The 13,344-nt window shown below is 60.4% G+C and carries 14 protein-coding genes; 4 read left to right on the top strand and 10 right to left on the bottom strand.

Features of this window, described 5'->3' with window-relative positions:
- Positions 1 to 33: 33 nt before the first annotated feature.
- Together I2C21_RS13795 and I2C21_RS13790 are read right to left on the bottom strand one after the other, a co-directional pair.
- On the bottom strand, positions 34 to 804 hold the full coding sequence (locus I2C21_RS13795) for a type III pantothenate kinase (protein ID WP_193535950.1): 771 nt from the start codon (positions 802 to 804) through the stop codon (positions 34 to 36).
- 21 nt (positions 805 to 825) lie between these two features.
- On the bottom strand, positions 826 to 1,500 hold the full coding sequence (locus tag I2C21_RS13790) for an ECF transporter S component (RefSeq protein ID WP_235964123.1): 675 nt from the start codon (positions 1,498 to 1,500) through the stop codon (positions 826 to 828).
- 261 nt (positions 1,501 to 1,761) lie between these two features.
- Between I2C21_RS13790 and coaBC the strand changes: the two genes are divergently transcribed.
- On the top strand, positions 1,762 to 2,964 hold the full coding sequence (coaBC, locus tag I2C21_RS13785; protein ID WP_195279515.1) for a bifunctional phosphopantothenoylcysteine decarboxylase/phosphopantothenate--cysteine ligase CoaBC: 1,203 nt from the start codon (positions 1,762 to 1,764) through the stop codon (positions 2,962 to 2,964).
- 83 nt (positions 2,965 to 3,047) lie between these two features.
- On the opposite strand, the gene metG is transcribed toward coaBC, so the two are convergent.
- Both metG and I2C21_RS13775 read right to left on the bottom strand, forming a co-directional pair.
- Entirely contained in the window at positions 3,048 to 5,018 is a 1,971-nt protein-coding gene (gene metG, locus I2C21_RS13780) for a methionine--tRNA ligase (protein WP_101692295.1), read from the bottom strand.
- Positions 5,008 to 5,880 carry a hypothetical protein gene (locus tag I2C21_RS13775; protein ID WP_186963085.1) on the bottom strand — a complete coding sequence of 291 codons (873 nt, stop codon included), beginning with the start codon at positions 5,878 to 5,880 and terminating at the stop codon, positions 5,008 to 5,010. The genes metG and I2C21_RS13775 overlap by 11 nt, the downstream gene beginning before the upstream one ends.
- A 204-nt stretch (positions 5,881 to 6,084) precedes the next feature.
- Between I2C21_RS13775 and I2C21_RS13770 the strand changes: the two genes are divergently transcribed.
- Positions 6,085 to 7,233, top strand: a complete 1,149-nt coding sequence (locus I2C21_RS13770; protein ID WP_286167306.1) for a sensor histidine kinase — start codon at positions 6,085 to 6,087, stop codon at positions 7,231 to 7,233.
- A 63-nt stretch (positions 7,234 to 7,296) separates the two neighbouring features.
- Here I2C21_RS13770 and I2C21_RS13765 read toward each other — a convergent pair whose 3' ends face one another.
- Positions 7,297 to 8,661: a citrate/2-methylcitrate synthase gene (locus I2C21_RS13765; protein ID WP_186963086.1), complete on the bottom strand. Its 1,365-nt coding sequence runs from the start codon at positions 8,659 to 8,661 to the stop codon at positions 7,297 to 7,299.
- A 102-nt stretch (positions 8,662 to 8,763) separates the two neighbouring features.
- On the opposite strand from I2C21_RS13765, the gene spoIID reads away from it, so the two are divergent.
- Together spoIID and I2C21_RS13755 are read left to right on the top strand one after the other, a co-directional pair.
- Positions 8,764 to 9,771: a stage II sporulation protein D gene (gene spoIID / locus I2C21_RS13760; RefSeq protein ID WP_193535944.1), complete on the top strand. Its 1,008-nt coding sequence runs from the start codon at positions 8,764 to 8,766 to the stop codon at positions 9,769 to 9,771.
- 112 nt (positions 9,772 to 9,883) lie between these two features.
- A complete protein-coding gene (locus I2C21_RS13755) occupies positions 9,884 to 11,281 on the top strand; it encodes an NAD(P)/FAD-dependent oxidoreductase (RefSeq protein WP_101692299.1) in 1,398 nt (465 codons plus the stop codon).
- 56 nt (positions 11,282 to 11,337) lie between these two features.
- Here I2C21_RS13755 and I2C21_RS13750 read toward each other — a convergent pair whose 3' ends face one another.
- From I2C21_RS13750 to I2C21_RS13730, 5 genes are all read right to left on the bottom strand, one after another.
- Positions 11,338 to 11,802: a hypothetical protein gene (locus I2C21_RS13750; RefSeq protein ID WP_193535942.1), complete on the bottom strand. Its 465-nt coding sequence runs from the start codon at positions 11,800 to 11,802 to the stop codon at positions 11,338 to 11,340.
- Between the two features lie 31 nt (positions 11,803 to 11,833).
- Entirely contained in the window at positions 11,834 to 12,034 is a 201-nt protein-coding gene (locus I2C21_RS13745; RefSeq protein ID WP_193535940.1) for a hypothetical protein, read from the bottom strand.
- A 159-nt stretch (positions 12,035 to 12,193) separates the two neighbouring features.
- Entirely contained in the window at positions 12,194 to 12,409 is a 216-nt protein-coding gene (locus I2C21_RS13740; protein ID WP_193535937.1) for a hypothetical protein, read from the bottom strand.
- 95 nt (positions 12,410 to 12,504) lie between these two features.
- Positions 12,505 to 12,906 (bottom strand): hypothetical protein, encoded by a 402-nt coding sequence (locus I2C21_RS13735; protein WP_186963092.1) that lies wholly within the window; start codon positions 12,904 to 12,906, stop codon positions 12,505 to 12,507.
- 33 nt (positions 12,907 to 12,939) lie between these two features.
- A complete protein-coding gene (locus I2C21_RS13730) occupies positions 12,940 to 13,338 on the bottom strand; it encodes a hypothetical protein (RefSeq protein ID WP_193535935.1) in 399 nt (132 codons plus the stop codon).
- Positions 13,339 to 13,344: the final 6 nt, after the last annotated feature.

Raw genomic sequence — 13,344 nt, 5'->3', positions numbered from 1 at the left:
GCCGCATATGCGGCGCCGGACTTTTTCGTATCGTCAGGAGTTGCGCTCGTAGAGCTTCAAAAGACCGATCAGGAGCAGGTTCTCGTCATAGTGGATCCCATGCTTGCAGAAGGGGAGCACCACGCCCATCAGGCCGCCGGTGGCCACCACGGTCACCTTCTCGCCCAGCTCTTCCTCCACCCGGTCCACCAGTCCGTCCAGCATGGCGGCGTTGGAGTAAATGGCGCCTGCCTTCATGCAGTCCACGGTGTTTTTGCCGATGAGGTGCTCGGGCGGCTCCTCCAGATTGATGAAGGGGAGCTGTGCGGCCCGCCCGGAGAGTGCGTCCATCGAGAGGCGCAGCCCGGGAATGATCACACCGCCGATGTAGCTGCCCTCCCGGTCCAGCACCGACATGGTGGTGGCCGTTCCCATATCAAAGATGACCAGCGGGGGCTGATAGAGGGAGAGGGCGGCCGCCGCATCCACCAGCAGATCGGCACCCACCTGCCCGGGAATGTCCATCTTGATCTGGATGCCGCCCAGGTCCAGACGGTTGCTCACCACCAGGAAGGTCTTGCCGGTCAGGCGTTCCATGGCCTTGCCCAGCACATAGCGGAGCTCCGGCACCACGCTGGAGATGATTCCGCCCTCCACGCCGGAGAGATCCACCTCTTTCTCCGCCAGCAGTCCCCGGAGCAGGAGGACGTATTCGTCCACCGTCTTGTTTCGGTCGCTCTGCATCCGCAGACTAAAGCGGAGGGTGCTTCCTTCAAAGCCGCCGACCACCGTATTGGTATTGCCCACATCCAGTGCCAAGATCATGTATCCCGTTCTCCTTCTCTCTTACATCGTATCCCGCTTCAGGGCCTTCTGCAGGGGCAGCGCCACGGCGGGCACCAGTACGGCGGCAGCCACCGCCTCAGGCACACCGTTGACGGCCACCACGCCCATGATGACGCCGATCACTTCATTGACCGGCAGATTGTAGGCCGTGGCATAGGCCTGACGGAACACCAGACCGATGGTACCCATGACCAGGATGGTATTGGTAAAGGCGCCCGCTACCGCGGCCACCGCCGCCTCCACGGTGCGCGCCCCCGCCTTGCGGCCCAGCAGCTTATGCAGCAGGGTATAGACGCCCCAGGCCACCGGCCCGATGAGCATCCGGGGCACCATGGAGATAAAAAGGGCCCACACGCTTCCGTGCTGGGTACCGGGCACCGGAATGAGGGGCGAAAACGCAAAGGACAGCACGCCGGGCACCATGGTATTCTTCACCAGGCTGGTCAGGCCAAACACGGCGCCCAGGAAGGCGCCCTGCCGGGGCCCCAGTACAATGGCCCCGATGATGACCGGGACATGGAGAATGGTGGCCTTGATGAGAGGCAGGTCGATGAGCCCGATGGGGGTTGCGGCCATGAGCAGGACGATGGCGGTAAACAGGGCGAGTACCACCATGTCCCTCACCGCTGCACTGCGGGCCGTGCGGTTGGGAGCTGCTTGCATACGTACATTCAATTGTAAAACCTCCTGCTGCCGTTCTCCTCCTGGGGAGATACAGCGCAAATTTTGTTGTGCCCGGGGCTCCTCTGTTCTCTCCTGCCGTCCCATGTCGGGTACAGCGGATCGTTTTGGCCCAAGGCGGTTCCCATTATAGCCAATCCAGAGGCAAAATGCAAGGAATCTGCCCAAATTTATACCAGACCGTTTACACTTTGCCCGGCATTTGCTATACTATCCGGGAAGAATGGCCCTCCCGGGCAGAATCGAGGAATCCCCATGCTGAAAGGAAAAACCGTGCTGCTGGGCGTCACGGGCGGCATCGCCTGCTATAAGGCCGCGGCCCTGGCCTCCGCCCTGGTCAAGCAGCACTGCAACGTACATGTCATCATGACGAAGAACGCCACGGAGTTCATTGGCCCGCTGACCTTTGAGCATCTGACGGGCAACCGCACCGTCACCGACACCTTTGACCGCAACCACACCTATCAGGTGGAGCATGTGGCTCTGGCTGACCAGGCCGACCTGGTCCTCATCGCTCCCGCCACCGCCAATGTGCTGGCCAAGCTGGCCCACGGCATTGCCGACGACATGCTCACCACCACCGTGCTGGCCTGCGACTGTCCCAAGATTGCCGCTCCGGCCATGAACACCCGGATGTATGAAAACCCGGTGACGCAGGACAATCTGGAGACTCTGCGCCGCTACGGCTGGGAGGTCCTCACCCCCGCCGCCGGCCGTCTGGCCTGCGGCGCGGTGGGCCTTGGGAAGATGCCCGAGCCAGAGGACCTGCTGGAGAGTGTCCTCCACGCGCTGGTCCACCCCAGAGATATGGAGGGTGTGCGTCTGCTGGTCACCGCCGGCCCCACCCGGGAGAGTCTGGACCCGGTGCGCTACCTCACCAATCACTCCACCGGTACCATGGGCTATGCCATTGCCCGGGCCGCCGCCGCCCGGGGCGCCCAGGTCACGCTGGTCTCCGGCCCCACCGCGCTGAAGCCCCCGGCCTATGTGGAGACGGTGGATATCACCTCCGCCCAGGAGATGTTTGAGGCGGTCACCCTCCGCGCCGGCACTCAGGACATCATCATCAAGGCCGCCGCCGTGGCCGACTACCGCCCTGCGGTCGTGTCCGGGGACAAGATCAAAAAGTCGGCGGACGGCAGCGATCTCAACCTGGCGCTGGAGCGCACCCAGGACATCCTGGGCTGGCTGGGAGAGCACAAGGCCCCCGGTCAGTTCCTCTGCGGCTTTTCCATGGAGACCCGGGACATGGTGGAAAACTCCCGCAAAAAGCTGATCAAGAAGCACCTGGATCTGATCGTGGCCAACAACCTCAAGGAGGAGGGGGCCGGATTCGGCGGCTCCACCAACCGGGTCACCCTGCTCTCGCAGGAGGGAGAGAAGGCCCTGCCCCTGCTCTCCAAGGACCAGGTGGCCCACGCCCTGCTGGACGAGATCCTGACCATGCGCGGCAGATAACCTTCCGCACGGTTCGCAGCGATACAAAACCCCCGCCCCGGGATTTCCGGGGCGGGGGTTTTCTTGTGATATGGTCGTCTCGCTCAGCACAGCTTGGCGCCGGCGGGGATCTTGTCGTCCAGCATGATGAGGTTCAGGCGCTCCTCACCGCGCTCGGTGTGGACGGCGGAGAGCAGCATACCCTGACTCTCCTGGCCCATCATCTTGCGGGGCGGCAGATTCACGATGGCGGCCAGGGTCTTCCCGATGAGCTCCTCGGGCTTGTACCACATGGCGATGCCGGAGAGGATCTGCCGGTCGGTGCCGGTGCCGTCGTCCAGCGTGAACTTGAGGAGCTTGTTGCTCTTCTTCACCGCCTGGCAGTCCTTTACCTTGACCACCCGCAGGTCGTTCTTGCAGAAGCTGTCAAAGTCCACCGTCTCCTCCAGCAGGGGCTCAGTCTCCAGCGGGGGCAGCGCGGCACGCTTGGCCTCCTCCGCGGCCTTCTCCAGCTCGGCCAGCTCCTTCTGGATGTCGATGCGGGGGAAGAGGTTCTCGCCCCGCTCCACCCGCACATTTGCGGGGAGGGAGCCCCACTTGCCGGCACTCTCCCAGGTGGTGCATTCGGCGCAGGCGCCGATCTGCCCAAAGAGCTTGGTGCAGGAGTCGGGCATGAAGGGGCTGAGGAGCACACCGGAAATGCGCAGGCACTCCAGCAGGTTATACATGACCCGGGCCAGGCGGGGCCGGTTGGCCTCGTCCTTGGCCAGCACCCAGGGCGCGGTCTCGTCAATATACTTGTTGGCCCGGGCGATGAGCTTGAAGACCTCAGCCAGGGCATCCTGGAAGGCATAGCGCTCCATGGCCTGCTCGTACCGGTCCCGCAGCGTGGAGGCCATGGAGACGATCTCGTCGTCCAGGGCGTCGCCGGTCTGCTCCTCGGGGAGCTGACCATTCTCAAAGTACTTGCCCACCATGGACACGGTGCGGCTGAGGAGGTTGCCCAGGTCGTTGGCCAGGTCCACATTGATGGTGTTGATGAGGGACTCGTTGGAGAAGTTGCCGTCGGTGCCGAAGGGGAAGGTCCGCAGCAGGAAGAAGCGCAGGGCGTCCACTCCGTAGCGCTCGGCCAGCAGGTAAGGGTCCACCACATTGCCCTTGGACTTGCTCATCTTGCCGCCGTCCAGCAGGAGCCAGCCGTGGCCGTAGACCTTCTTGGGCAGGGGCTCACCCAGCGCCATGAGGATGGCGGGCCAGATGATGGAGTGGAAGCGGACGATCTCCTTGCCCACAAAGTGGACGTCGGCGGGCCAGTACTTCTCATAGTCCTGGTGGGCGTCGTTGTCAAAGCCCAGGGCGGTGATGTAGTTGGAGAGAGCGTCGATCCACACATAGACCACATGGCCCGGATCGAAGTCCACCGGCACGCCCCAGGAGAAGGAGGTGCGGGAGACGCACAGGTCCTCCAGACCAGGCTTGATGAAGTTGTTCACCATCTCATTGACACGGCTGCGGGGCTCCAGGAAGTCCGTGTTCTCCAGCAGGTCCAGAATGCGGTCGGCATACTTGGACAGGCGGAAGAAATAGGCCTCCTCCTGGGCGTCCACCACCTCGCGGCCGCAGTCGGGGCACTTGCCGTCCACCAGCTGGGTCTCGGTCCAGAAGGACTCGCAGGGCTTGCAGTACTTGCCCTCATACTTGCCCTTATAAATGTCCCCCTGCTCATAGAGCTTTTTGAAGATCTTCTGCACGGCCTGCTCGTGATAGCCGTCGGTGGTGCGGATGAAGCGGTCGTTGGAGATGTTCATCAGCTTCCACAGGTCCAGTACGCCGCGGGGCCCCTCCACGATGTTGTCCACGAATTCCTTGGGGGAGACACCGGCCTCCTTGGCCTTGTCCTCGATCTTCTGGCCGTGCTCATCGGTTCCGGTGAGGAACATCACATCGTAGCCCTGGAGGCGCTTATAGCGGGCCATGGCATCGGTGGCCACGGTGCAGTAGGTGTGGCCGATGTGAAGCTTGTCCGACGGATAGTAGATCGGGGTCGTGATATAAAATGTGTTCTTATCCTTCATTGGGGGTCTCCTCCGTTTCTTCTGTATCACCCGCACCCTTCTTCTCCCGGGGTTTTCCCGTCTTGGAGAGGAGGACGGCAGACATGGTCAAGGGGTAGAGAATGCCGAATCCATACAGCGCCATCGTGGCCCAGTCATGGGCGTCGGCCAGCGTGGTCATGGAAAAATAGACAGCCAGCAGGGAAAAGCACAGGGCCCGGCCAGCCTTGGAAGTCTCAAAGGCAAAACTGGAGAGATAATATACCGACAGCAGGACGCAGATGATGGCCAGCAGCTCATAGATATAGTCCTGGATCACCGGGTCGGCAGCCCGGTTCTGATAGGCCGCGATGAGCCACACACAGCACAGATAAGCGGGCATGAGCACCAGGGAGCTGTATTTCCCCGTGGGCTCCCCCCGGTAAGCGTTGCGTCCGGTCACCAGGACACAGATCCCCGCCGCCGCGCTCAGCGCCGCCATCAGAATGGGCAGCAGCATGGTCAGCGCCGGATTTCCTCCGCTGCCCTGGGCGGCCAGAGCGGCTGCCTCACGGTAGGCCGTGGGGATTCCCGTCAGTTTCAGTGCCGCCGCCCCCAGCAGGAAGAAAGCCGAGAGGACCACCGCCCCCATAAAGAGCGAACAGTCCTTGGCGGCAAAGGCCGTGTCATAATCCCCATAATCGACGTTACGCCGGCTCCATCCCAGCAGTGCACACAGGATCCCTACTATGGCCGAAAGGGCGATCAGGGCCAGTGTGGACGGCATACCGGGCGTCACAAGCCCTGTCTCCTCAAAGGCGGTGGCCAGCTCCCAGCGGCGCAGCGCAAAGCCCACGCCGCCCAGAAGGACCGCCAGCGCAGGATATACGATTTTTTTCTGCATGTCAGGCTCCTTTCCGAAGCATTCCAGCCTATGTCTATGGAAATATCCTCGAGTTTATAAGTATATCATATTCTCCCACAAAAAGCACGGGGTAGCGCACTTTTTTGTGGAAGGACTCCGGGTGGGCTCTCCCTTGCCAGTTTCCCCTCCCCGTTTTATAATAAAGGCTGTTACTCAGGCGCATGTTGAAATAGGAGGTCTCCCATGTCAGAACAGCGCTATACCCGTCTGAAACTTCGTATGCTGCTGGTGGTGGTGGCGGGCGCCGCTGTGGCCAGCGCCGTAGGGCTCTTTCTGGAGGATGTGCTGATCGACGGCTTTCTCCAGGACCCCTTTGCCCAGCTCTTTGTCTGGATCGCCACCCACCTGTTTGGGCAGAGCACCGCCGCATCTCTGGACGCATATCAGCTGTACATCCGCAATCATAAGCGGGAGTGGGTCATGCTCTTCCTGTTTTTATTGATGCTTGTGGCTTTTTATCTGGCCATGGGACGCTTTACCCGCTGGCTGGACCAGATCCGCTCCGCCACGGCCCGGATCGCCGACCTCTCCGACCAGGAGGTCTCCCTTCCCAAGGAGCTCGCTCCCCTGGAGAAGGACCTCAACGCCATCCGGCAGCAGCTTCAGGCCCGGGAGGCCTGTGCCAAAGCGGTGGAACAGCGCCGGCAGGATCTGATCTCCTTTCTGGCCCACGATCTCAAGACTCCCCTTACCTCCGTGGTGGGCTACCTCACCCTGCTCCACGACGATCCCCATCTGACCCCGGAGCAGCGGAGCAAATTCACCGGTATCGCCCTGGAAAAGGCCCAGCGGCTGGAGGAGCTGCTGGGGGAATTCTTTGACATCACCCGCATGGATCTGGGGGCCGACCCCGACTCCATGGTCCCCATTCAGCTCACCATGCTCCTGGAGCAGATCGCCGATGAATTTTACCCCATTTTCGCGGAGAAAGAACTCCGGTGCACAACGGAGATCGAGCACCACCTTGTGGTGCTCGGTGATCCGGACAAGCTTGTCCGGGTTTTTGACAACGTCCTGCGCAACGCGGTCAATTACAGCACCCCCGGCGGGGAGGTCCGCATCTCTGCCCTGCGGGACGGCCAACAGGTGGAGATCCACATCTCCAACGAGGGGCTGGAGATCCCGGAGGGGGAGCTGGCAAATATTTTCCAGAAATTTTACCGGCTGGACGCCGCCCGCTCCACCCGGACGGGGGGCGCGGGGCTGGGTCTGGCCATCGCCAAGGAGATCGTGGAGCGTCACGGCGGGACTATCCGGGCCGAGTCCAACGGCCGCTTTACCAGCTTTGTGATCACACTCCCCCTCTACGATGCCCCTTCCACCCAGGCATAACGGCAGAAAAGCGGCGGGCCGAATGGCCCGCCGCAGTGTATCCGAAGTGTTTTGCAGCCCAAATTACCGCTGGTCCAGCGGGACAAAGGGGCGCAGAGGAGCCACCGCCTTGTAGGCGGGACGGATGATCCGGTTGGCGCTGCCGCCCACCTCTTCCAGCCGGTGGGCACACCAGCCTACCACACGTGCCATCGCAAAGAGGGGCGTGTAGAGCTCTTCCGGGATGCCCATCATCTTATAGACAAAGCCGGAGTAGAGGTCGATGTTGGCGCATACCACTTTTTTGTCCCCCTTCACATCGGCCAGCACCGACGGGGTCAGGCGCTCCACCGCCTCGAAGAGCTGGAACTCATCCAGCATACCCTTGGTCTCGGCCAGCTCCCGGGCAAATTTCTTGAGGAGCACGGCGCGGGGATCGGACAGGGTGTAGATGGCGTGTCCCATCCCGTAAATGAGGCCGGAGCGGTCTCCCGTCTCTTTGCGCAGGATCTTTCCCAGGTAATCCTTAACCTCCTCGTCGTCCTTCCAGTCTTTCACATCGGACTCGATATACCGGAACATCTCCATGACCTTCTTGTTGGCGCCGCCGTGGCGGGGGCCCTTCAGGGAGCCTACCGCCGCCGCCACCGCCGAGTACATGTCGGTCCCGGAGGAGGAGAGTACCCGGCAGGCAAAGGCCGAGTTGTTGCCGCCGCCGTGCTCAGCGTGGAGGACCATGCACAGGTCCAGCAGGCGGGCCTCCTGCTCGGTAAAGCGGTTGTCATGGCGCACCGAGTAGAGGAAGTTCTCCGCCACACTCAGCCCGGGCTGGGGCCGGTGGAGATAGAGGCTCTCGTCATTGTAGTAGTGCCGCTTCACGGCAAAGGCGTGGGCCACGATGACCGGTACCCGGGCGATGAGCTGGATGGCCTGCCGCAGCTGATTGGCCAGGGAGAGATCGTCGGGATTGTCGTCGTAGGAATAGAGGGCCAGCACCGAGCGGGCCAGCTTATTCATCACATCGGGGCTGGGCGCCTTGAGGATCATGTCCTCGGTAAACATTTTGGGCAGGGTATGATTGTCGCTCAGAGCCTGCTTGAACTCCTCCAGCCGCGTCCGGTCAGGCAGCGCCCCGAACAGGAGAAGATAGGCCGTCTCCTCAAACCCGAAGCGGCCCTCCCGCATAAAGCCGTCGATGAGCTCCTCCACATTGATGCCCCGGTAGATGAGCTTGCCGTCCATGGGATAGCGCTCACCATCCTGCACATAGTAGCCCAGAACATTGCCGATCTGGGTCACGCCCGCCAGAACGCCGGTGCCGTCGGCATTGCGCAGGCCCCGCTTGACCCCCCAGCGCTCATAGTAGGACGGGTCAATGTAGTTATGGGCCCGGTATTCCTCGCATAGACTGGTAACAAAGTCCATGCCATTGTCCTTTTTTCCCTCCATGGTTCTATGCTCCTTTGCGCAAGTATGTTTGTTTATTTTATCACACTAAAGTAAGACAGTCAACGCATTTCCACACTACCTAACTGCGACGGAGGTCTACCTATGAAACAAGTGGCGGCCACAGCCCTCATATTGCTCCTGCTCTTTTTCCTGCTTCCCCTTCTGCTGCTCCGGGGGGACCCGCTCCAGTCTCAAGAGGAGGACGGCTCTCTTCCCCTGGACCACACGGCGGTATCCCCCGTCCCCTCCGGGGAGCTGGACACCGGGACGCAGATCCAGGTCCAGCTCTCCGACGGGACGGTGAGCACCATGTCCATGGGAGATTATCTCTGGAATGTGGTGGCCGCTGAGATGCCCGCCTCCTTTGAGCTGGAGGCCCTCAAGGCCCAGGCTGTTGCGGCCCGTACTTACGCTATGCGGAAGATGGAACACCCCTCCCAGGCCCATCCGGATGCCGACGTGTGTACCGACCATACCTGCTGTCAGGCCTATATCGAGCCCGAACAGGCCGCCTCCAACTGGGGCGAAAACGCCGACGTCTACACCGCCAAGATCCGCGCCGCCGTGGCCGGAACGGACGGCGTGGTGGCCAAGTACAATGGACAGCTCATTGACGCGGTCTTCTTCTCCTCGGCCGCCGGAAAAACCGTGGACGCCGTGGAGGTCTGGGGCAATTCCGTCCCCTATCTCACCAGTGTGGAGTCCCCCGAGGGGGAGGAGGTGCCCAATTACCACTCCACCGTGGAGGTCAGTGCCGCCGACTTCAAGACGAACTTTCTCGCCGCTCATCCGGACGCCGTGCTGGAGGGGGACCCGTCCTCCTGGTTCGGCGCGCCCCAGCTCAACTCCGCCGGAGGGGTGGAATCCATCTCCGTGGGCGGAGTCTCCACCTCGGGAAATGAGATGCGCACCCTCTTCGCACTGCGTTCCACCAGCTTTACCATCTCCACAACGGCGGATACCATCACCTTCTCGGTCACCGGCTACGGCCACGGCGTGGGCATGAGCCAGTACGGGGCCAATGCCATGGCCAAGGAGGGGAAGACCTATGAGGAGATCCTGACCTGGTATTACACCGGTATTGAGCTCACCACCGAGGCCACAGCATAGTTCATACAGGCCTCTGGTTTCCTCTTGTCATTTCTCTCATTTTTTGTTATAATAGCAAATTGGAAGAGTATGTACAGCTCTCCGGAAATTTGAGAAAAGGGAACGAACGCACATGAACACAAGATACGATGTAGCCATCATCGGCTGCGGCGAGGCCGGAATCTTCGCCGGGTACGAGCTGATGCGCCGCCACCCCGCGCTCAAGGTGGTCACCCTGGATCAGGGCGCCGATATCTACACCCGCAGCTGCCCCATCGTGGCGGGCAAAGTGAAGGAGTGCATTCACTGCAAGATCTGCGATACCATGTGCGGTTTTGGCGGTGCGGGCGCCTTCTCCGACGGCAAGTATAACTTTACCACCGCTTTTGGCGGCTGGCTCACCGACTTTATGGACGGGAAAGAGGTCATGGACCTCATCGACTATGTGGATACCATCAACGTCCAGCACGGCGCCACCACCGAGGTCTTTTCTACCACCACTCCCGAGGCCCGTGCGCTGGAGAAGCGCGCCCTGGAGCATGACCTCCATCTCCTCCAGGCCCGCTGCAAGCACCTGGGCACCGAGAACAACCTAAAAATCCTCCAGAGCATCTATGAGACCGTGAAGGAGCACGTGGAGTACCGCTTCCACACCGCCGTCACCACCATCGAGAACCGCGGGGAAGAGGGCTACCGCCTCATCACCGACAAGGGAGACGAGGTGGACTGCACCTGGCTCATCGCCGCCCCCGGCCGTTCCGGCGCGGAGTGGTTCGCCAACCAGTGCAAGGGCCTGGGGATCGAGCTCATCAACAACCAGGTGGACATCGGCGTGCGGGTGGAGCTCCCCGCCAAGGTCTTTGAGCACATCACCGACGTGGTGTATGAGTCCAAGCTGGTCTACCGCACCAAGCAGTACGGCGACCAGGTGCGCACCTTCTGCATGAACCCCTATGGCCATGTGGTGGCCGAGAACGTGGAGGGCATCAACACGGTCAACGGCCACTCCTACTCCGATCCCAAGCTGCGCAGCGAGAACACCAACTTCGCCCTGCTGGTCTCCAACCGCTTCACCCAGCCCTTTAACGAGCCCTACCGCTACGGCAAGCACATCGCCTCCCTGTCCAACATGCTGGCCGGCGGCGTGCTGGTGCAGCGCTTCGGCGACCTGGTGGCGGGCATCCGTACCAACGAGCACCGCCTGAGCAAGTCCTTTGTCCGGCCCACCCTCACCGCCGCCGTTCCCGGCGACCTGAGCCTGGCCCTGCCCAAGCGGCAGCTGGACGACATCATTGAGATGATCTACCAGCTGGACAAGATCGCCCCCGGTACCGCCAACTACGACACTCTCCTCTACGGCGCGGAGGTCAAATTCTACTCCTCCCGCCTGGCCCTCTCCGGCGAGCTGGAGACCGCGCTGCCCCGTTTCTTCGCCATCGGCGACGGCGCAGGTGTCACCCGCGGCCTGGCCCAGGCCGGCGCCTCCGGCGTCAAGGTGGCCCGTGTCATTGCGGAGCGTCTGGGAAAATAAGATATGGATAAACAGAAGAGCCGCCCGGCAATGCCGGGCGGCTCGTTTTCTATGCTTCATTCTTCCTGCGCCGGGCGGAGGGCGCAGCGGGCCTCTCCCAACGTGATGACCGCCTCCGGGGCCAACTCCACGTCGGAGAAGAGAAGATACACGTCCTTTCCCCAGATGGTCGTATGGGGGACGGTCAAATAATCCTCCACCTGTCGGTCATCCACCGTCAGAATCGGATGTTCCTCTGCACCAAAAGGCCAGTAGACATTGCCGTCCCGGCCGGGGAGCCGGAGGCGCACCTCATAGGTCCGTGTCTCATGGTCATAAAAGGCGGAAATGATCTCTCTTCCGGTCAGCTCTCCTGTCTCCCAGGTCAGGGGAATGACCTGCTCATAGGAGGAGTCGAAGAAAATCGCCTTCCCATGGTCCTGTTCCCAGCACACCAGCCCAAACAGCAGCGTGCCCGCCAAAAGAAGCCCGACGGCCAGAAGAACCCATCCACGCCGGGTACTCCACATGGCCCCTTTCATATCGGTTCACCCCCGTACCTGGATGCGTCCATTAGCCGCGCCGCAAAAACAGCGCTTTCACTTTTCCCCAGAACGTATTGGGTGGATAACCTTTTGACCGCCGAAACGCCTCCTCCGCCTGTTTCGCCTGACGCAAGGCCTTCTTTTCCGCCGCGCCGAACGGCGGGACTCCACATTCTTTTTCGTTCAGCTCCACATTCAGTTTCGCTCTGGAAAACATATCGTAGAACACGAAACCCCATCCTTACCGCCGAATATTCCCAACGTTCTCTCCCTGTTTATTGTAGTTTTTCCACAAAAAGCAGTCAACTTATTTTTCATTTTATAAGGTCCCGGCCCCCAAAATCGGGAGCCCGGGACCCGGACACAAAACCGTATACAGGACAACCGCTTATAATGCCTCCCATCCACTGCGGACAAAGGCGATCTCCTCGTTCAGATTGTTGGCCCGCTCAGGCAGGACGACGGTCACATTCTCCCACATTGCTTCAAAGGTCATCTGCTTCTGGTTCAGCAGGGAGATAAACTGGTCCACCTGGTCCTCCATCTGGCTGGCCGAATTCTTTACATAGCCGCAGCGCCGAAACCTGCTGCCGCCCGCTTCCATCCTGTTTTCATCGTTAAAATCTCCTTTTAAAAGGGAGCCGCCGCCCAGCAGTGCCAGGCGGCTTGTTTCATTTGTCTTTCTCCCGTTTCTCCACTTTAATCTATGGCATTGACATAGTCATTGAAAAATTCGCACCATACACGGGCTTCTGTGTAGGTTTTATCATAACCCTGTTTACAATTAACGCACTGATAGGTCTCAATTCTTTTTCTTTCTTCTCTATGATCCAAATCTCCGTGCTCCTCACCGCCGTGTATGCAAGGGTTTGTACGGACACGAATCCAACCCGTATACACTGTCTTTGTCTTATATACTTTCCCATCTGTACATTCTGTACACTCTTCCCATCTCGGCTGAATCTCTTCAGTTCCTATCTTATCTTCCGTTTCTCGCGGCGTTTCCTTTGTGGGTTGAGCAACGGCACATGAAGGTACTAAGATGGAACACATAATGGCAGCCCCACAAAGAATGCCCAGATACTTTTTTGCCTTTTTCATAATAAATACTCCTTCTCCATTCCATTCTGATGTTTATAGGCTTGATTCTTTCTCCCCTTCAATCACGTCGCTCCCCTTGGAACTGGTGACGGTGACGGTATAGCTCAGCCGGTAGGTGCCGCCGGTCACTTCGGTGCTTGTATAGGTCTCCTCAAAATAGAGTTTCCCAGTGGCCTCTTCTCCGGTCCAGTAGTCCAGTACCTCCCAGCCGCCGTTAGCACGCTGCTTCGCCAAAGAGATGTTGGCGGAAATTTTATCCGATGGACTCATTGCAACGACATGGAGCTCACAGGTCAGTGTACTTCCGCTGCGTGTCAGGGAAGGAGATACCTCTGCCCGGCTGTCCCATCGTTCTTCCGCCGCCAGCGCCCCCGCTGAACACAACATCATCAGCGCCAGGGCCAGAGCGCACACGCGTTTTATTATCTTCATTGGAAT

It is taken from the genome of Clostridium sp. J1101437_171009_A5, assembly GCF_015547905.1.
GTDB lineage: Bacteria > Bacillota > Clostridia > Oscillospirales > Oscillospiraceae > Pseudoflavonifractor_A > Pseudoflavonifractor_A gallinarum.
The sequence above is the reverse complement of the archived record's forward strand: the minus strand, read 5'-3'. Positions and strand labels throughout refer to the sequence as shown.